Raw genomic sequence first — 18,692 nt, 5'->3', positions numbered from 1 at the left:
CCGTGGCTGACCAGGCTGGACCGTCAGAGACACCTCCGGTGTGCTCGACCTGCGGCACCGTCGCCGGTGACCCGGCCCTGGCCGCGATCACCTGGACCCGCGGCACCGAGAACGGCCGCGAGGTCTGGACCTGCGACCGCTGCAGCCGCGAGCACCTGCGCAGCATCGAGGGCAAGCTCGACTCCGCCTGGTGGTGACCCGACGTCAGTCGAGGGGTGGGGGAAGGTGCCGGAGCTGCATGCCGGGCATGTGGTCGACCACGATCTGCCGGGCCGAGACGGTCCCGCCCAGCTGGCACAGCACCCCGATCCCGCCGAGCCAGACCCGGTGGATGAGCAGGTAGGACGGCGGCAGGTTGAGCTTCATGCCGACGAGGAACTCGGGTCGGCGGATGTCGTTGACGTGCGCGGCCACGCCCCGCAGCCACGGCCGGCTGAAGGTGAACTCGGCGTGTGACAGGGGCTCGATGAACGGGCCGAGGTAGTGCAGCAGCGCCTCGGCATCGAGGGACATCGACGGCTTGATGAACCCCTCGGAGCGTAGGCCCCGCTCGAGCTCGGCGGCCTCGCCACGCAGCGCCGCGCTGACCAGGGTGCCCATCGCGGGCGGCAGCCCTGACGGCAGGCGGTTGACCGCCCCGTAGTCGATCACCCCGAGCCGCCCGTCGGGCAGCAACCGGAAGTTGCCGGGGTGCGGGTCGGCGTGGAGCAGCCCGGCGCGGGCCGGGCCGACCAGCAGGAACGCCATGTAGCGCTCGGAGGCGGCGTTGCGCTGCTCGGGTGTGCCCGACGCGACGATCTGCGACAGCGGGATGCCGTCCATCCACTCCGACACGATGACGTGCTCGCTGTTGACCAGCACGTCCGGCACGGCGAAGTGCGGGTCGCCGCGGAACGCCTTGGCGAAGGTGCGCTGGCTGGCGGCCTCGAGGTTGTAGTCGAGCTCCTCGCTCATCCGCGACTTCAGCTCGTCGGTGATCGGCTTGATGTCCATGCCGGGGATCCACCCGCCGGCCAGCCGGGCCACCCGGGCGAGCTGGTTGAGGTCGGACAACAGGGCCTTGCCCGCGCCGGGGTACTGGATCTTGACGGCGACCTCGCGACCGTCGCGCCAGACCGCCTTGTGGACCTGGCCGATCGAGGCCGCTGCTGCGGGCGTGTCGTCGAACGACTGGAACTTCGAGGACCGCCACCGGGGCCCGAGCTCCTCGGCCAGCACCTTGTGCACCGTCGCAGCCGGCAGGGGAGGGGCTGCCTCCTGCAGCTTGGTCAGGGTGGCGCGGTAGGGGCCGGCCATCTCCTCCGGGAGGGCTGCCTCCATGACCGACATGGCCTGGCCGAACTTCATCGCTCCGCCCTTGAGCTCGCCCAGCACCTTGAAGAGCTGCTCGGCCGTGCGGGCCTGCAGCTCGGCGGCGACCGCCTCGGCGGGCTTGCCGCCCACGCGCTTGCCGAACCCCACCGCGGTGCGCCCGGCGAAGCCGAGGGGCAGGCTCGCCAGTCGGGCCGTGCGGCTGACGGCACGGCGAGGGAGTTCGTTCACCCGGCCATTCTGACCTGCGGGGCAACCTCGCCGTCAGCGGGTCGGCAGAACGGGTCGGATCGCGTCCCGCACCCGCACCGCGGGTGCGCCGCCCACTGACGCTGTCGGACCCCGGGCCAGGGCAGCGAGGCCTCGAGCGACCGACCGGTCGGGAGCGAGTGGCCGTCGAGCACCGCCAACGCCACCATCGCGGCCATCGAGGCGGTCATCGCGACCAGCGTGGTCTCCCCGCTGACCTCGGGTCCGGCTCCGACCGTGACCGGGACGAGCTGCCCGAGCAGGGCGGGCCACGCCGGGTCGAGGTCGGCGCGGGCGAGGTCGAGACAGCGCAGGCACGGTCCGTCCGGCACGACGACCGGGCCGACGACGGCCTCCAGCCCGTGCAGCACCACGGGCAGCACCGGTGTGCCGCGGGCTCGCCACGGCGTGGCGGCTGCCGAGTCGACCGCGCCCCAGCCGACCAGGACGACGAGCGCGGGCGGCTCCCAGTCGTCCGCCACGTCGGCGCCCTGCCGCACGGAGCCGATCCCGGCGCGGCGCAGCAGCTCCGCGATGGCGCGCGGCAGCTCACCCCGCCCGACGACCAGGAGGTGCGCCGCCCGGCGGCCGGCCAACGCGGCATACGCCTGGCTCTGGGTGGGGGCGCTGCGCAGCACCGCCTGCGTGTCGTGGGCGAGCAGGACCCGCGTGGGCGGCGGCTGCGGCACCGGCTGGGCGGCATCGGCGACCAGCCGGTGAGCGAGGAGCAGGTCGAGCAGGTCACGACCGGTCGGGGTCTGCAGCGCCGCGGGGAGCTCATGGGCGCCGTCGAGCAGCTGGAGGGCGTCGAGCTCGTCAGCGCGCAGTCCCTCCACCACCCGCGCACGGGTGGGGTCGGTGCCGAACTGCACGCTTCCTGCGCCGCGGCGCAGGACCGGCCACAGGGCCTTGAACAGGGTGCGTCCAGTCACGCGGCCCAATCTCGCACAGCGCACTCGCGACCCGACCCGCCATCCACAGGCCCGGACGCCGCGAGGGGCGGCACCGACCAGTGGTCGGTGCCGCCCCTCGCGGTGCGAAAGCCTGGTGTCAGGCCTTGCCGAGAATGCGGTTGAGGTTGGTGCCACACACGGGGCACACGCCCTTGGCCATGCGGCGACCGTTGGTCTCCACGACACGGCCCTCGGCCTCGCGCTTCTCCTTGCACTTCACGCAGTAGAACTCGCCCTTGTAGGTCTCTTCAGCCATCGCCATGTCTCCTCTTGTTCACGGCACACGGTGCGCCGTCGGACTTCGGCCAAACTTAGACCATGCTGAGCACAAAATCGCGCAAGGGGGGCCTGTGCGTCGTGCTCAGGGCCCACCCCTAGTCTTCGCCCCATGAGCACGCAGCCGTGGTGGGAGACCCAGTTCGAGGACCTGCGGGTGGCTTCCCGGGAGGCCTCGGGACGCCGGATCGCGGTGGTGACGCTCGACCTGCCGGATCGACGCAACTCGATGAGCACGGCCATGACGGCGTCGTGGGTGAGGCTGATGGGGCTCCTGCGCACGGATGTGGCGCTCGCGGCCGTCGTGGTGACCGGAGCGGCGCCGGCGTTCAGCGCTGGTGGCGACCTCTCCTGGATCGTCCAGGACCCCGACGCGCCGGTCAGCGAGCTACGGACGAGGATGCTCGCCTTCTACCGCTCGTGGCTCTCGATCCGCGACCTCGAGGTGCCCACGATCGCGGCCGTCAACGGCGCGGCGATCGGGGCCGGGTTCGCCGTGGCGCTCGCCTGCGACCTCCGGTATGCCGCCGCGGACGCCCAGGTCGGCGTGCCGTTCACCTCCCTGGGGCTGCACCCGGGGATGGCGACGACCTGGTCGCTGCCCAACGTCGCGGGCCACGCGGTGGCTCGAGACCTGCTGCTCACCGATCGCGTCGTCAGCGGCACCGAGGCGGCGCAGCTCGGGCTGGTGTCGCGCGCCCTGCCCGTCGACGACGTGCTGCCCGAGGCGATCGCCGCCGCCGAACGCATCGCGGCGGCAGCGCCCGTCGCCACCCGGCTGACGCTGCAGGCGCTGCGTGACGGCGGCCACGCGACCTTCGAGGACGCCCTGCAGTGGGAGGCGCTGGCCCAGGCCGTGACCCTCGCGACGGAGGACCTGCACGAGGGAATCGCGGCCGCGGCAGCCAAACGCCGGCCGACCTTCCACGGCCGCTGACCTTCACTAGGGTCGGGCGCATGGACTTCTCCCTGTCACCGCGTGCCACCGACCTACGCGACCGCGTCCGTGCCTTCCTCGACACCGAGATCGAGCCGGTCGAGGCCGCGCTGGACGCCGAGATCCAGACCCGGCGCGAGAGCGGGGGCGACCCGTGGACGCCCTCGCCGGTCGTCAAGGAGCTCCAGGCCAAGGCGCGGGCGCAGGGTCTGTGGAACCTGTTCCTGCCCAAGGAGCACGCCGGACGGTATGCCGCGGAGTTCGGCACCGACGGCGGCGAGGGCCTCTCGAACGTCGACTACGCGCCGGTGGCCGAGGTGATGGGCCGTTCCGCCATCGCGCCGTTGGTGTTCAACAGCAACGCGCCCGACACCGGCAACATGGAGGTGCTGCTCAAGTACGGCACCCCCGAGCAGCAGCGTGAGTGGCTCGAGCCGATGCTCGACGCGCGGATCCGCAGCGCCTTCTGCATGACCGAGCCGGAGGTGGCCTCCTCCGACGCCACCAACATGGCAGCGACCGCGGTCGTCGACGGTGACGAGGTGGTCGTCAACGGCCGCAAGTGGTTCTCCACCGGCATCGGCAACCCCGAGTGCAAGATCCTCGTCTTCATGGGGCTGTCAGACCCTGACGCCGACCGACACTCCCGCCACACGATGGTGCTCGTGCCGCGCGACGCCCCCGGCGTCAAGGTCGAGCGGATGCTCTCCACGATGGGCTACCACGACGAACCGCTCGGCCACGGCGAGGTGTCGTTCACCGACGTGCGGGTGCCCACCGCGAACATCCTGCTCGGCCCCGGGCGGGCCTACGAGATCGCGCAGGGTCGGCTGGGACCGGGGCGCGTCCACCACTGCATGCGGGCCATCGGCCTCGCCGAGCGTTCGCTCGAGCTGGCCTGTCAGCGCGCCCTCGAGCGCACCGCCTTCGGGAAGCCGATCGCGAAGCTGGGCGGTAACCTCGAGCGCATCGCCGACGCCCGGATCGCCATCAACCGCTCACGCCTGCTGGTCATGCATGCGGCCTGGCTGCTCGACCAGGGCAGCTCGCGCGAGGCCTTGTCGGCAGTCAGCGAGATCAAGGTCGAGGTGCCCACCATGGCCCTCGACGTCATCGACCTCGCGATCCAGCTGCACGGCGGTGGGGGCATGACGAGCGACTTCCCGCTGGCCGCCGCCTGGGTGGGCGCGCGGTCCCTGCGCCTGGCCGACGGTCCCGACGAGGTCCACCGCAGCGTGGTCGGCCGCATCGAGCTCGGGAAGCACCAGTGAGCCGGCGGGTCCTCGTGACCGGCGGAGCCTCGGGGCTGGGTGCTGCGCTCGTCAGCGCCTTCCGCGCGGCCGGTGACGAGGTCCTGGTCACCGACGTGCACGACGCCGACGGGGTCGACCTCGTCCTCGACATCACGTCCGACGACGACTGGGCCGCAGCCCTGGCCCACGTCGAACAGGGCTGGGGTGGCCTCGACATCCTCGTCAACAACGCCGGCATCGCCGGGGGTGGCCGGATCGAGCTGTCGACCATCGACGAGTGGCAGCGGATCATCGACGTCAACCTCCTCGGTGTCGTGCGCGGCACCCGCACCTTCACGCCGATGTTCAAGCAGCAGGGGTCCGGCCACGTGGTCAACGTCGCCTCGCTCGCCGGGCTGGTGCACGCCGCCGGCATGGGCTCCTACAACGCGGTCAAGGCGGCGGTGGTGGCCTTCACGGAGACGACCGGACACGAGCTGCATCCCTTTGGTGTCAAGGCATCCGTCGTCTGCCCGTCCTACTTCAAGACCAACCTGCTCAGCTCGATGCGCGGCTCCGACCAGCGGGTCGGGCGGGTCGTTGCCGGCCTGATCGAGCGGGCGACGGTGACGGCCGACGAGGTGGCTGCCGCGGTGCTCGAGGGGATCGCGCACGGCTACGAGGTGATCGTCCCCGACGAGCCGGCCCGCCAGGCCTACGCGCTCAAGTGGGGTGACCGCGCGGCATACGACGCCTTGATGCGCCACCAGGCGTCGCGGCTCGCGGAGGAGCGGTGAGCGAGGTCGCCGGTGCCCGACCGGTGCGCGCCGAGGACGCCTTCGACGTCGACGGGGCGGTGGCCTGGCTGCGCTCCCACGCCGACCAGCGGTATGCCGCGGGGCTGGCGGGGGAGCCGGAGGTCCGGCAGTTCTCGGGCGGCGCCTCCAACCTCACCTACCTCCTGCGCTTCCCCGGCCTCGACCTTGTGCTCCGACGCGGGCCGAGCGGCACGAAGGCCCGGGGCGCCCACGACATGGGTCGCGAGCATCGCATCCAGGCGGCGCTGGGACCCGTTTTCCCTTATGTCGCAACGATGGTCGCGATGTGCGACGACCCGGCAGTGCTGGGTGGCGACTTCTACGTGATGGAGCGCCTGGTCGGCACGGTGCCGCGTCGCGAGATGCCGGTCGACCTGTCGAGCGACCAGGCGAGCCGGCTCTGCGAGTCGATGCTCGACGTCCTCGTCGAGCTGCACTCGGTCGACCCGGCCGCAGCCGGGCTCGACACGCTGGGCAAGGGCGAGGGCTACGTGCGCCGGCAGGTCGAGGGCTGGTCGAGCCGCTACCGCCGGGCCCACACGACCGGCCAGCCCGATCTCGAGGCGGCGATGGCGTGGCTCGACGAGCACCAGCCCGCCGACGTCGGCAGCTGTGTGATCCACAACGACTACAAGCTCGACAACCTCGTCCTCGCCGCCGACGACCCCACCCGCATCGTGGGGATCTTCGACTGGGAGATGGCCACGGTCGGCGACCCGCTGATGGACCTCGGCGCTGCGCTGGCCTACTGGGTGCAGGCCGACGACGACGCCGACTTCCAGAGCTTCCGGCGGGTGCCCACCCACCTGCCCGGCATGCTCACCAGGGCCGAGCTCATCGCGGGCTACTGCGAACGGGCCGGCCGTGAGGTCAGCGCCGACGCCGCGGTGTTCTACCAGGCCTACGGGGTCTTCCGGCTCGCCGTCATCGCCCAGCAGATCTACTACCGCTATGCCAACGGCCAGACCACGAACGAGGCGTATGCCGCCTTCGGACCCGCCGTGCAGGTGCTCGACCGCAGGCTGGCCAAGCTGCTTTCCGCAACCTGAGCGCCCCAGGAGGCGCCCAGGTTGCGGCGCGGGTCACCGGCCATGTCGGTCGGCTCGCCTATCGTGGTGGCATGGGGAGTCCAGACATCGAGGTCCGGCGCAGCCGCAAGCGCCGCCGCACCGTGAGCGCCTACCGCGAGGGCGGTCGCACCATCGTGCTCATCCCCGCGCGGTTCACCAAGGCCGAGGAGCAGCAGTGGGTCGACACGATGCTCGAGCGACTGGCCAAGGGTGACAAGAAGCGACGGCCCAGCGATGCCCAGCTGCGCACCCGTTCGGCCGAGCTCTCGCAGCGCTACCTCGGGGGCCAGGCCAAGCCGACGAGCATCCGCTGGGTGACCAACCAGAACTCCCGCTGGGGCTCCTGCACACCCTCCGACGGCACCATCCGCATCTCCACGAGGGTCAGGGGCATGCCGGCCTTCGTGCTCGACTACGTGATCCTCCACGAGCTGGCCCACCTGCTCTCGCCCGGTCACGGTCCTGACTTCTGGCGGCTGCTGGAGGGCTACCCGCGGCTCGAGCGGGCGCGCGGCTACCTCGAGGGCGTCGCGGCGACCGCCGGCCTCGACCTGTCCGACGGTGAGACCGAGTCCGACGAGCTCGGCCAGGCCGCCCTCGACTTCGGTCCCAGCGACTGACCCCGCGCGACCTGCTCGGTCACCGCAGCAGCGACGAGGCGAGCAGCCGCCTGGCCGCCTCGGCGAGGGGTGCGATCGCGTTGCGGCTGGCCTCGGGGAGCGCGTCCACGGGCCACCAGGCGACGTCGAGCGACTCCTCGCTCACGGCATACCCGGCCTCGTCGTCGGTGACCCCGACGTAGCGCAGGTCGAGGTGCTCGCTGCACCGACCGAATCCCGAGGCGCGCAACGCGTGCCGGTCGAGGTGCGCCAGCTCGGGGTGCAGCTCGAGGTCGACGATGCCGGACTCCTCGCGCGCCTCGCGGGTCGCCGCGGCCAGGACCGACTCGTCGCCCGGTTCGAAGTGCCCTCCGAACTGCAGCCACAGGCCGGCCTTCGCGTGCAGGGTGAGCAGCACCTTGTCGAGCGAACGGTTCAGCACCAGGGCGCTGGCGGTGAGGTGGGCTGGCGGCCCCTGCTTCAACAGCGCGTCGGGGTGCTCGGCGCAGTGCGCGAGCAGCTCGACCCGCAGCCGTTCCTGCCCTGCGTCGGGTGCCGTCCAGCCCTCGAGGACGCGCTGGGCGTCCTCCCGCAGCGCGAGGTATGCCGCGGGCACGGCAGGTGCGCCGGTCACCGGCCGTCCGCGCCGGTCTCGTCGTCCCCGGGGGTCTCGCCCTCGCGGAGCAGCTGGTCGAGAGCCGCGTCGAGGTCGGCGCTCTCGGAGGTGCCGAAGCGCTCGACGTAGCCGAGCGGGTCGTCGAGGTCGGCGCCGGTGGGGGCGACATCGGGGTGTCCCCACCCGGCGTCGCGCCCGTCCGGTCCGTGCTTGGCCTCGAGGGCGGCCCAGAGGTTGGCGGCGTCGCGCAGTCGACGAGGGCGCAGCTCCAGGCCCACGAGACCGGCGAAGGCCTTCTCGGCGGGACCGCCGGTGGCCCGCCGGCGACGCACGGCCTCGCCGAGGGCGGCGGACTGGGGCAGGTGCTCACGGGTGGCACGGTCGGCCACGACGTCGACCCATCCCTCGACCAGCGCGAGGTAGGTCTCGAGCCGGGCCAGCGCGGCGCGCTGGGCGGGGCTGGGGTCGGGGCGGAACAGCTGGTCCTGGAGGGCGGACTGGAGGGCGGTCGCGTCGCTGGCGTCGACCGACTGCAGCGCGCTCTCGATCCGGTCGGTGTCGATGCTGATGTCGCGGGCGTAGTCGCGGACGGCGGCGACCAGCTGCGGCCCGATCCACGGGACCTCGGAGAACAACCGCACGCGGGCGGCCTCGCGGACGGCGAGGTAGATGCGCACCTGGTCGAGGTCGACACCGAGACCCTCGGCGAACGCCTCGACGTTGGCGGGCAGCAGCGCGACCGACCGGTCGGCCACCAGGGGTAGGCCGACCTCGGTGCCGCTGACCGTCTCGGTGGCGAGGGCCCCGACGGCCTGGCCGACCTGCAGCCCGAACATCGCCCCGCTCATCTTGGCCAGCATCGGCTCCATCTGGCCGAGCATGGCCGCGGGGTCCATGCCGGCCGGCAGGAGGCCCTCGGGCAGGCCGCTCTCGCCGAGCTGCTGGAGCTGGGTGCGCATGGCGTCGCCGACGGCCCGGCCCACGCCCTCGGCGACCGGCTCCACGAGCGTGCCCCAGGTGGCCATCGTGGCCTCGACCCACTCGGCCCGGCTCCACGCGTGGGTCGAGATGCCGGGGGCCTCGAACGCGGTCACCTCGTCGAGCCAGAGCTCGGCCACCTGGACCGCCTGGTCGAGCTGGCGTTGCGCGGCCTCGCCGACCACCGCGTCGCCCGCCTCGGACACGGTCTTGCGGGCCGTGTCGGTGGCGAGGGTGAGGTTGAACGCGTCGGTGTCGGTGCTGGCGAACATCGACTGCATCTGGCCGACCATCATCTGGAGCATCGCCGGGTCGACCTGGTCGATGCCCATGTCCTTGAGGGCCTTGGCCAGGTCGGGGTCGACCTCGCCACCGGTCAGCCGCGCCAGGACCTCCGCGATCTCCGGGGACAGGGCGTCGCCGAGGGCGTCGTCGGACGGTCGCCCGGACTCGTCGCGCGGGTCGTCCGACTGGTCGTCGGACTGGTCGTCGGACTGGTCGTCATGGTCACGGGGAAGGTCGGGCACAACTGCTCCTCAGCGGTCCTGAGAGGATGGTCTCTCACTAGACAACCACGCGGAGGCCACAGTGAGTTCCCCCGGGCGGGCTGGACGGGGCGCCGTTCGCTCGCGGCGTAGCGCGATCGACGTCGCGGTGATCGGCACGGCCGACCCGGCGAGTCGTGCGGTGGTGCGCGCCCTGGTGTCGGCCGCCGCGCGGGGCACGACCACGGCGCAGCCCGGCGGCGCCGAAGGAGAGGCCCGGATCGGCAGGGTCGTGGCCCTGGGCACCGAGTCCCCGGTGGTCGGGGGAGTCGAGTTCCGCCACGCCGACCCCGGTGACCCCAGCCTGGCCGCGGCGCTCTCGGGAGCCCACGCCGCGGCATACGTGGCGACGAGCACCAACCTCGCACGCGACCTGGCCATCGGCGCCCGGGCCCGTCGTGAGCGCAACCTGCGCGTCGCCCAGACCGTCATCACCTCGGCGGCCGCCGCGGGACTGCGGCACCTCGTGGTCGTGACCTCGGCACAGACCTACGGCGCCCGGGCCGACAACCCGGTCCCACTCGAGGACGACGCGCCGCTGCGGGCCGCCTCCGACGAGGGGCAGGTCGGCGACCTGATGGACGTCGAGCAGCTCATCGAGGTGGCCCGCGACGTCCACCCCGGCCTGACCATCACCGCCGTCCGGCCGGCCGCGCTGGTGGGCGACGGCGTCGACACGGTGGTGACCCGTCACTTCGAGGCGCCGCGGCTGCTCACCCTGCGCGGCGCCGAGCCCGCCTGGCAGTTCTGCCACGTTGACGACCTCGGGACCGCGGTGGCGCTGGTCCTGGCCCAGGGCGTGGGTGGCGCCGTCACCGTCGGGGCAGAGGGCCACCTGACCCAGCGCGACCTCGAACGGCTGACCGGCATGCGCCGGGTCGAGCTCAGCCTCGGGGCAGCGATGGGAACTGCGGACCGCCTCCACCGCGTTGGGGTGTTGCCGGCCCCTGCCAGCGACCTCGCCTTCGTGGCATTCCCCTGGGCGGTCTCCGCCCGCACGATGCGGGATCGCGGCTGGGTGCCGGTCCACGACAACGAGACGTGTCTCGGCGTGCTCCTGGAGGCGATCCGGGGGTCGCACGCGGTGGCGGCACGCAGACTGGACCGCAAGGATGCCGCTCTGGGAGCGGCCAGCGCCGCGGTGGCCCTGGTGGGAACGGCGGCAATCATGCGGCGACGCCGCAGGAAAGGTTCAACGGCATGACCGATCCGGTCAGGGAGCTGGACAGCGACCCGATGGTGGTGCTCAGCGACGTCCGGGACGAGCCGCTGAGCGTCGACGAGGTGCTCAAGGCGGTGCAACACCCTCGGTGCGGGGGCATCGCCCTGTTCGTCGGGGTGGTGCGCGAGCACGACCACGGCGCCGACGTGTCCGCCCTGGACTACACCGCGCACCCCAGCGTCGTGGACACCCTGAGCCGGGTCTGCGCCCACGTCGCCGGCCGGCACGAGGTCGCGCGCGTCGCCGCCGTGCACCGGGTTGGTCACCTCGAGATCGGTGACATCGCCGTCGTGGCGGCCGTCTCGGCGCCACACCGCGGACAGGCCTTCGACGCCTGTCGCGACCTCATCGACACCCTGAAGGGGACGGTCCCGATCTGGAAGCACCAGCTGTTCACCGACGGCACCGACGAGTGGGTGGGGCTGCCGTGACGACGCCTCCTCATCAGCAGGGCGACCATCCCGCCCCGGCGGGCGCGACCGGCCCGGCGGGCGCGACCGGCTCGGCGGTCAGCGACCCCTACCGCCTCAGCCGCAAGTCCACCGTGAGCCTGGTCGGGTTCTTCCTGGCGATCGCCCTCGGCGCACTGTCGGTCATGGTCGGCCTGCCCTACGTCATCATGAAGCCCGGCCCGATCACGAACACCCTCGGCAAGCTCTCCGGCAAGCAGCTGATCACCGTCTCCGGCGCCCCGACCTACCCGACCCAGGGCGCCCTCGACTTCACCACCGTGCGGATCTCCGGAGGGCCCGGCTACAAGGTCACCGTCTGGGACCTCCTGAGCGCCGCGATCCGTCCGAGCGAGGACGTCGTCGACGAGGAGCTCTACTTCCCCAAGGGCGTGACGGACAAGCAGGTCGAGGAGCAGAGCGCCGCCGAGATGATCGACTCCCAGCAGGAGGCGGTCGCGGTGGCGCTGAAGGCAGTCGGCCAGAAGGTGACCGAGCACATCGTCATCGCGCAGGTCGCCAAGGACGCGCCGTCCGCGAGCCTGATCAAGGCCGGTGACGAGATCGTCTCGGTCGACGGCAAGGCGATCAGCGACTCGAGCGGCGTCCGCGACGCCGTCGGGGCCCACAAGCCGGGGGAGAGCGTGGCCCTGGGTCTGGTGCGCGACGGCAAGCCCGTGACGGTCGAGGCCAAGACCCGCGCGGCCGAGGGCCGTGCCACGGTCGGCGTCTTCCTCGGGGTCCGGTTCGAGTTCCCGATCGACGTCAAGATCAACGCCGGCGACGTCGGTGGCCCTTCGGCCGGCACGATGTTCTCGCTGGCCGTCTACGACACCCTGACGCCCGGACCGCTGACCGGCGGCCAGAAGATCGCCGGCACCGGGACGATCAACGCCAAGGGCCAGGTGGGGCCGATCGGTGGCATCCGCCAGAAGCTCGTCGGCGCGCACGACGGGGGAGCGAAGTGGTTCCTGGCTCCTGCCGACAACTGCGACGAGGTCGTCGGCCACGTGCCCGACGGCCTGCGAGTGGTCCGGATCGCGACGTTCGACGAGGCCAGGTCCGCGGTCGAGGCGATCGCCGACAGGCGCACCGACTCGCTCCCCACCTGCACGCGATAACACGTCAACCCCAAACCCCCTTCGCACCGCAAGGGGTATGCCGCGCGGCCGGTTCAGGCCTGCAGCGTCGCCTTGAGCGCGTGGACCAGGCCGGGGGCGATCTCGTCGCCGAGGGCGACCTTGTCGTCGCGGTCGTTGGCCCGCTGGCGCAACAGGCAGCGGCTCTGGCCGTCGCGGGTCACGGCGACGAGCAGCCGCACGTCCTGTCGCCCGGGGTGCGCGGCCAGGGCGTCGACCGCCGACTCGGTGTGGGCCGGCAGGTCGCGCTCGGCCTCCGGCGGCACGACAATGCGCTCGACCGCGAGCGCCGCCCCCACGACGCTGTCGGGCCAGGCGATCCCGCCGAGCAGGCTCTCGAGGTTGGAGGTGCGGGGGAGGTCCTCCTGCTCGATCGCGCTGAGCGCACCCGCGGCCAGGTCGGATCCGCGCATCTGGGCCCGCAGGTGCGGCTCGCGCTCGAGCAGCTCGGCGGTGGGCACGAGGGCGAACAGCCGCGGGTTCTGGTCCCACCCGGCGGCGGCGACGTGGCGTTCGGTGTCCAGGGCGGCGATGGACAGCGGGTCGGCGACGGGGCGGGAGGTCTGGCTCACGCGCCCATGGTGCCGTATGCGGCATACCCAGTCGGTGCACAGGTGGTGCCAATCCGTGTCCAAGGCGGCCGTGGGAACCCCGGGGGCGCTCGGTAAGTTGGACCCACTACAGCAGGCGACCACCGCGGGCGGTCGCACGGATGATCGGGCGTGGCGTGAGTTCTTCCTCTGAATGGTTCGGCCAGGGCGAGCCGGGTGCCGAGGGCGCCCGACCGGAGGGAACCCCGCGGGGGTCCGGCCCCGGTGGCCGGCGTCCCCCGACGCTGACCTTCGGCAGGCGCCGCGGACCATTGGTGCCGACCCTCGTCGTGCTGGTCGTGCTGGGCTTCGTGGTTTCGCTGATGGCCTCGCTGTGGACCGACATCCTGTGGTTCAGCTCGGTCGGCTACCAGCAGGTCTTCGTCACCGAGCTGACCACCAAGGTCCTGCTCTTCGTCGTCGCGTTCGTGCTGACGGCGGCGGTCGTGGCGTCGAGCCTCATCGTCGCCTACCGGACCCGCCCGATCTACGCACCGGTCACCGCCCAGCAGCAGAACCTCGACCAGTACCGCGAGGCCATCGAACCGCTGCGCAAGGTCGCCATCTTCGCGATCCCGGCGATCCTGGGCCTGCTCGCGGGCACGGGCGCCGCAGGGCAGTGGAAGACCTACCTGCTGTGGCTCAACCGGGTGCCGTTCGGCACGAAGGACCCGCAGTTCGGCAAGGACCTGTCCTTCTTCATGTTCACGCTGCCGTGGATCCAGTTCCTGCTGGGCTTCCTCACCATGGCGCTGGTGATGGCGACGCTGGCCGCGGCCTTCACGCACTACGTCTACGGCGGACTGCAGATCCAGTCGCGCGCCGAGCGCACCTCGCGCGCCGCCCGGACCCACCTGGCCATCCTCGTGGCCGCGCTCGTCCTGGTGCGCGCCGCGACGTACTGGTTCGACCGGTATGCCTTGTCCACCAAGGACTCTCGCCTGCTGACGGGCATCGGCTACACGGACGCGCACGCCGTCCTGCCGGCCAAGGCGATCCTCGCGATCGCCGCGCTGATGACGGTCGGGCTGTTCGTCGCCTCGATCTGGTCGCGCTCGTGGCGGCTGCCGATCGTGGGGGTGGCCCTGCTGCTCATCACCTCGATCGTCGTGGGCAGCATCTACCCGGCGCTCTACCAGCGGTTCATCGTCAAGCCGTCGGAGAAGTCCCGCGAGCAGATCTACATCGACCGCAACATCAAGGCGACCCGGGCTGCCTACGGCATCGCGGACGTGAAGACCGAGGGCTACACCGCGACGACCGAGGCGACCCAGGGACAGCTGCGCGACGACGCCGAGACCATCCCCGGCATCCGCCTGGTCGACCCGATCGTGGTCTCGCCGACGTTCAAGCAGCTGCAGTCGGTGAAGTCCTACTACGCCTTCCCGGACGCCCTCGACGTCGACCGCTACAAGGTGGACGGCAAGGTCCGCGACACCGTGCTGGCGGTGCGTGAGCTCGACCTGGACGGCATCCCGGCCAACCAGCGCAACTGGCTCAACGACCACACCGTCTACACCCACGGCTTCGGCCTGGTCGCCGCGTTCGGCAACCAGCGCACCGCCGACGGCCAGCCGGTGTTCTACGAGCGCAACATCCCGCAGGCCGGCGAGCTGCCCGACTTCGAGCCGCGCATCTACTTCGGTGAGCAGTCGCCGTCCTACTCCATCGTCGGCGCGGCCTCGGGCAGCAACCCGCGCGAGTTCGACTACCCGGACAACAGCGCGGCGGGGCAGAAGAACAGCACCTACACCGGCAAGGGCGGTGTCGCGCTGGGCTCACTGCCGCGCAAGCTCGCCTACGCGCTGAAGTACCGCGAGCTCAACCTCCTGCTGTCCGACGCCGTCAACGACAAGAGCCGGATCCTCGACCACCGCCAGCCGCTCGAGCGGGTGGAGCGGGTCGCCCCGTGGCTGACTCCGGACGGCAACCCCTATCCCGCGGTCGTGGACGGCCGGGTGCAGTGGATCATCGACGGCTACACGACGTCGGCCGACTACCCCTACTCGCGGCTGACGGACATCGACAGTGCGACCTCCGACTCCGTGACCGCGCGGTCCGTCGCCGTGACCACGATCGGGAGCGGTCAGGTCAACTACATGCGCAACTCCGTGAAGGCCACCGTGGATGCCTATGACGGGTCGGTGAAGCTCTACGCGTGGGACGACAAGGACCCGCTGCTCAAGGCCTGGAGCAAGGCGTTCGACAACACCGTGCTCCCGATGAGCGACATGAGCGCAGACCTGATGTCGCACATCCGCTACCCCGAGGACCTCTTCAAGGTGCAGCGCCAGATGCTGGCGAAGTACCACGTGACCGACGCCGCGTCGTTCTACGGCGGCCAGGACTACTGGCAGATCCCCGAGGACCCGGCGCAGGACGCGAGCGTCGTGCAGCCGCCTTACTACCTGACCCTCAAGATGCCCGACCAGGACGCCGCCCGCTTCTCGATCACGACGACGTTCAAGCCCGTGGGTGACCGGCAGATCCTGACCGGCTTCCTCGCGGTCGACGCGGACGCCGGGTCGACGAAGGGGCAGCGCAGCAGCGACTACGGCACGATGCGGCTGCTCACGCTGCCCAAGGACAGCCAGGTCAGCGGCCCGGGCCAGGTGCAGAACGAGATCGGCTCGTCCAACGCCACCTCGCCGGACTCTGCCCTCAACCTGAGCCAGTTCCTCAACAACGCTCGCCAGAGCGGGTCGAGCGTCACGCTGGGCAACCTGCTGACGCTGCCCGTCGGTGGCGGCCTGCTCTACGTGCAGCCGATCTACGTGCGGGCCCAGGGTGACTCGGCGTTCCCGCTCCAGCGGGCCACGGTGGTCGCGTTCGGTGACAAGCTGGCCTGGGCCTACACGCTCGACGGCGCGCTGGACGGTCTCTTCGGTGGCAACTCCGGAGCCACGGCGGGGGACTCGGGCTCGACCCCCACCCCGACGACGCCGGGTAGCACCCCGACCACCCCGCCGCCCACGGACTCGGCTGCACTCGCCAAGGCGCTGGCCGACATCCAGGCCGCCTACGACGCGGGACAGAAGGCGCTCAAGGCCGGTGACTTCGCGGCATACGGCACTGCGCAGAAGCAGCTCAGCGAGGCCATCCAGCGTGCGGTCGCTGCGGCGCCCAAGGGTGGTTCGGTGACGGTCAAGCCGTCGCCGACCACGACCGCCACCCCCACGGCGACGCCGACCACGACGTCCACACCCTGACCCGGTGCGGGTGACGTCCACCGCCTGACCTGCTGCGGAAGCCCTGCGAGCGCACCGATTTGGTTCGCGCGCAGGGCTTCCCGTAAGGTGGTGTCTACCGACGCGGGGTGGAGCAGCTCGGTAGCTCGCCGGGCTCATAACCCGGAGGTCGCAGGTTCAAATCCTGCCCCCGCTACCACGAAGTAGCAGGTCAGAGGCCCTTTCCCATCTCGGAGAGGGCCTCTGGCATTGGCACATGTAGCCAAATGTGTAACCAACCGGCGCTGAGACGGTCTTGAACGGGACGGACGGGACGGGCCGCCTGGGACAAGGCAGAAACACATGAGACGTCGCGATGACCGGGCTTGGATGCCCTTTCGGGGTGTCTCCGGGTCGATGTCCGGGCGATCGCAGGTCAGTGCAGACCGCAGAGTCCGGAGCTCGCTCCCCTTGCCAGCGCGTTCCCTGACATGGAAGAGGTCACTGGTTCAAACCCAGTATCGCCCACCAGCAACAGGGCCTCTGACCTGCGGAAACGCAGGTCAGAGGTCCCTTCGTTATGTGCCCCAGAGTCCGACGGATGCTGCCCCTAAGTGACTACAGTTGCCGGCCGGGATCCTGGCGGACCGCGTCCCCGCGGATGGGAAGCCCGGTCTTCGGATGGTCACCCAGGGCGGCGATCACTGACCGCGAGGCGTTGAGTACGGCTTAGGGGAGTTTGCCTCCGGCGGTCTCGATGATGACGTAGGCGATGCCTGCGAGGGAGTACAGGGCTGGCAGGATCGCGCGGTTCAGCTTCTTGGTCATGGTGTTCACCTCCTTTCGAGGCTTCCGGCAAGGAGCGGCCGCGGCCGCTCCTTGCCACGGGGTGGACGGTGTCGTACGAGGGCGATCAGGCCGACTAGCACAGCGAGGTCGGCCAGGTTGATGACGATAGGGCCGGTCACGATGAAGTCTTGGACTGCCCTGTGAAGGGCTCGGTCGATGGTGTTGGCGGCGGCTCCGCCGAGCGTCAGTCCCACCGCCCACGGGGGTGCGGCCGCCCTGCGCACGTAGATGACCGATGCGGCCATTCCCGCGGCGAGAACCAAGGCCATGAGAAGCACGGCGGAGGTCGGCGCCGCGCCTACTAGGCCCAAACTGAACGCAGGGTTGGTCACTGGTCGCACCAACCCGACGGCTGCGACGTCTCCGGCGGTGTGTGGCCGGGCGTAGGTTGCCGCGAGGTGCTTGGTCGACAGGTCAACGACGACGACGAGGGCGGCTGACACGAGCACCATTCCGGTGGCCATCCGCCTGCTAAATGCCCTCTGCGTTGTGTGGTTTGAGGACGGCATGGCTTCTCCTTCGCGCGGGTTGTGGTCTGTTCGGGGCATAGGGGTGACCCCGAGTTGGGGTGTCACCAGCGGACGTGTGGGGCGGTCTCGATGGCGAGCCAGGCCACTGAGGACAGCAGGACGAACGCGGTGGTGGCCTTGGTGCGCAGTGTGGTCATGACGTTTCACCTCCTCTGGGTGGCTGTCTTAGCGGGTGGGTCAGCGGGTGGGTTGGGACTCGCCGGGTGTCGTCACAGCGGGTGGTTTGCCCGCGCGGCCTGCGTCTCAGTAGTGGACACGTGGAGCGGTCTCGATGGCGAGCCAAGCCACTGAGGACAGCAGGACGAACGCGGTGGTGGCCTTGGTGCGCAGTGTGGTCATGACGCTTCACCTCCTTCCTGAGTGACGTGGGGCATGTGTTTTGGATGGGTCTGGAGTTTGTTCTACGGGCGCCACATGCCGGCCGTCTGGATGACGAACCACAGGACGCACGCGGCGATGGTGATCACCCGTGGCTTGCTGGTCATTGCGCACCTCCCTTCGTGGGTCAGTTGGCTTCTTTCGGCGCCTCTGGAGGCGAGGTCTCCTCACCCGATGGGCCGACGTGGGTGACGCCTGCAGGCTCGGGCTGCGGGGCCAAGCCGTGGTGCGTCGCGGCGGACGCGCGTCCCCATGCCCCTGCATGCAGCGGTCGGAATCGAGGGCCCGGAGTGCCTATTCGCAGTGCCGGTGACCTGCTCCCGTGTCAGGGGGCAGCCCCGGAACTTGAGTGTGGGTCGCATCGTCGGTCCTTTCGTTCGCGAGCGATGAGGGGTTGGTGGCCCAACAGTGCGCGGCGGCGCTGAAGGTCGGCTGAAGGCGCAAGGGTGCAAGTCCTTGGGGTGCGGCCGGGGAAGCCGTGTGCGCGAGAGCAGGCCTAGCTGTACTGACCGGGCACGTTGGTTGAGGGAGTGTGACTCCTCGATCTGAGGGGATGACGTGGGAGGGCCTCCCGCGGTGGAGTGGAACTGCTGAAGGGAGGTCGTCGGCGTCGCGCCACAGCTCGACCAGGCGCTCGGCCTCGACCCGCCCCGGGCCCCAGTCTGCGAGGTCGACGAGCGGTTCCCCCCGCCACAGCTCCCTGGCCTGCCCGGTGACGTAGCGGGCCCGCTCCGGCTCGTCGTTCGCCAGCAGCTCGCGAGCCCGCGTCAGGAGGTGCTCGAAG

Annotated in this window: 18 protein-coding genes and 2 tRNA genes; 12 read left to right on the top strand and 8 right to left on the bottom strand. The window is 71.1% G+C overall.

Going from position 1 to position 18,692, the window contains the following annotated elements; genetic code table 11:
• Positions 1 to 2: 2 nt before the first annotated feature.
• Positions 3 to 197, top strand: a complete 195-nt coding sequence (locus ASG91_RS20795; protein WP_157606410.1) for a hypothetical protein — start codon at positions 3 to 5, stop codon at positions 195 to 197.
• Between the two features lie 7 nt (positions 198 to 204).
• On the opposite strand, the gene ASG91_RS17000 is transcribed toward ASG91_RS20795, so the two are convergent.
• The 3 genes from ASG91_RS17000 to ASG91_RS21110 all read right to left on the bottom strand — a co-directional run bounded on the left by ASG91_RS17000 (position 205) and on the right by ASG91_RS21110 (position 2,769).
• A complete protein-coding gene (locus tag ASG91_RS17000) occupies positions 205 to 1,542 on the bottom strand; it encodes an AarF/ABC1/UbiB kinase family protein (RefSeq protein ID WP_056923856.1) in 1,338 nt (445 codons plus the stop codon).
• Positions 1,539 to 2,492 (bottom strand): hypothetical protein, encoded by a 954-nt coding sequence (locus ASG91_RS16995; protein ID WP_056923855.1) that lies wholly within the window; start codon positions 2,490 to 2,492, stop codon positions 1,539 to 1,541. The genes ASG91_RS17000 and ASG91_RS16995 overlap by 4 nt, the downstream gene beginning before the upstream one ends.
• Positions 2,493 to 2,610: 118 nt before the next feature.
• The gene (locus tag ASG91_RS21110; RefSeq protein WP_091788997.1) at positions 2,611 to 2,769 is read right to left on the bottom strand and encodes a DUF5679 domain-containing protein; all 159 of its coding nucleotides are present in this window, start codon (positions 2,767 to 2,769) and stop codon (positions 2,611 to 2,613) included.
• Positions 2,770 to 2,901: 132 nt separating this feature from the next.
• On the opposite strand from ASG91_RS21110, the gene ASG91_RS16990 reads away from it, so the two are divergent.
• The 5 genes from ASG91_RS16990 (at position 2,902) to ASG91_RS16970 (ending at position 7,466) form a co-directional block, all read left to right on the top strand.
• A complete protein-coding gene (locus tag ASG91_RS16990) occupies positions 2,902 to 3,726 on the top strand; it encodes an enoyl-CoA hydratase/isomerase family protein (RefSeq protein ID WP_056923854.1) in 825 nt (274 codons plus the stop codon).
• A gap of 20 nt (positions 3,727 to 3,746) precedes the next feature.
• Positions 3,747 to 4,997: an acyl-CoA dehydrogenase family protein gene (locus ASG91_RS16985; protein ID WP_056923853.1), complete on the top strand. Its 1,251-nt coding sequence runs from the start codon at positions 3,747 to 3,749 to the stop codon at positions 4,995 to 4,997.
• Positions 4,994 to 5,755 carry an SDR family NAD(P)-dependent oxidoreductase gene (locus tag ASG91_RS16980; protein WP_056923852.1) on the top strand — a complete coding sequence of 254 codons (762 nt, stop codon included), beginning with the start codon at positions 4,994 to 4,996 and terminating at the stop codon, positions 5,753 to 5,755. The genes ASG91_RS16985 and ASG91_RS16980 overlap by 4 nt, the downstream gene beginning before the upstream one ends.
• Complete coding sequence (locus tag ASG91_RS16975; RefSeq protein WP_056923851.1) at positions 5,752 to 6,825, top strand: phosphotransferase family protein; 1,074 nt, start codon at positions 5,752 to 5,754, stop codon at positions 6,823 to 6,825. The genes ASG91_RS16980 and ASG91_RS16975 overlap by 4 nt, the downstream gene beginning before the upstream one ends.
• A 71-nt stretch (positions 6,826 to 6,896) precedes the next feature.
• Positions 6,897 to 7,466, top strand: coding sequence for a M48 family metallopeptidase (locus ASG91_RS16970; protein ID WP_056923850.1), 570 nt, complete (start codon positions 6,897 to 6,899; stop codon positions 7,464 to 7,466).
• Positions 7,467 to 7,485: 19 nt separating this feature from the next.
• On the opposite strand, the gene ASG91_RS16965 is transcribed toward ASG91_RS16970, so the two are convergent.
• Together ASG91_RS16965 and ASG91_RS16960 are read right to left on the bottom strand one after the other, a co-directional pair.
• The gene (locus ASG91_RS16965) at positions 7,486 to 8,079 is read right to left on the bottom strand and encodes an NUDIX hydrolase (RefSeq protein ID WP_056923849.1); all 594 of its coding nucleotides are present in this window, start codon (positions 8,077 to 8,079) and stop codon (positions 7,486 to 7,488) included.
• A complete protein-coding gene (locus tag ASG91_RS16960) occupies positions 8,076 to 9,566 on the bottom strand; it encodes a zinc-dependent metalloprotease (RefSeq protein ID WP_235545734.1) in 1,491 nt (496 codons plus the stop codon). The genes ASG91_RS16965 and ASG91_RS16960 overlap by 4 nt, the downstream gene beginning before the upstream one ends.
• Before the next feature lie 61 nt (positions 9,567 to 9,627).
• Here ASG91_RS16960 and ASG91_RS16955 point away from each other — a divergent pair, with 61 nt between their 5' ends.
• From ASG91_RS16955 to ASG91_RS16945, 3 genes are read left to right on the top strand one after another with little or no spacing between them, the layout of a single operon-like run.
• Entirely contained in the window at positions 9,628 to 10,788 is a 1,161-nt protein-coding gene (locus tag ASG91_RS16955; protein ID WP_082594279.1) for an NAD-dependent epimerase/dehydratase family protein, read from the top strand.
• On the top strand, positions 10,785 to 11,237 hold the full coding sequence (locus tag ASG91_RS16950) for a molybdenum cofactor biosynthesis protein MoaE (protein ID WP_056923847.1): 453 nt from the start codon (positions 10,785 to 10,787) through the stop codon (positions 11,235 to 11,237). The genes ASG91_RS16955 and ASG91_RS16950 overlap by 4 nt, the downstream gene beginning before the upstream one ends.
• Entirely contained in the window at positions 11,234 to 12,376 is a 1,143-nt protein-coding gene (locus tag ASG91_RS16945; protein ID WP_235545732.1) for a PDZ domain-containing protein, read from the top strand. Before ASG91_RS16950 ends, ASG91_RS16945 begins: the two co-directional genes overlap by 4 nt.
• A 53-nt stretch (positions 12,377 to 12,429) precedes the next feature.
• On the opposite strand, the gene ASG91_RS16940 is transcribed toward ASG91_RS16945, so the two are convergent.
• On the bottom strand, positions 12,430 to 12,966 hold the full coding sequence (locus ASG91_RS16940) for a PPA1309 family protein (RefSeq protein WP_056923846.1): 537 nt from the start codon (positions 12,964 to 12,966) through the stop codon (positions 12,430 to 12,432).
• 140 nt (positions 12,967 to 13,106) lie between these two features.
• Between ASG91_RS16940 and ASG91_RS16935 the strand changes: the two genes are divergently transcribed.
• From ASG91_RS16935 to ASG91_RS20790, 3 genes are all read left to right on the top strand, one after another.
• The gene (locus ASG91_RS16935; protein ID WP_082594278.1) at positions 13,107 to 16,193 is read left to right on the top strand and encodes a UPF0182 family protein; all 3,087 of its coding nucleotides are present in this window, start codon (positions 13,107 to 13,109) and stop codon (positions 16,191 to 16,193) included.
• Positions 16,194 to 16,294: 101 nt separating this feature from the next.
• Positions 16,295 to 16,371 (top strand) — tRNA-Met (locus ASG91_RS16930).
• A 203-nt stretch (positions 16,372 to 16,574) separates the two neighbouring features.
• Positions 16,575 to 16,682, top strand: a tRNA-Val gene (locus ASG91_RS20790).
• A 302-nt stretch (positions 16,683 to 16,984) separates the two neighbouring features.
• Here the strand turns inward: ASG91_RS20790 and ASG91_RS16925 are convergent.
• Together ASG91_RS16925 and ASG91_RS21475 are read right to left on the bottom strand one after the other, a co-directional pair.
• Entirely contained in the window at positions 16,985 to 17,464 is a 480-nt protein-coding gene (locus ASG91_RS16925; protein ID WP_162257550.1) for a signal peptidase II, read from the bottom strand.
• Positions 17,465 to 18,202: 738 nt separating this feature from the next.
• Complete coding sequence (locus ASG91_RS21475) at positions 18,203 to 18,679, bottom strand: BTAD domain-containing putative transcriptional regulator (protein ID WP_371262068.1); 477 nt, start codon at positions 18,677 to 18,679, stop codon at positions 18,203 to 18,205.
• Between the last annotated feature and the right edge of the window lie 13 nt (positions 18,680 to 18,692).

The organism is Phycicoccus sp. Soil802 (assembly GCF_001429605.1).
In the GTDB taxonomy this organism is placed as follows: domain Bacteria; phylum Actinomycetota; class Actinomycetes; order Actinomycetales; family Dermatophilaceae; genus Pedococcus.
The sequence above is the reverse complement of the archived record's forward strand: the minus strand, read 5'-3'. Positions and strand labels throughout refer to the sequence as shown.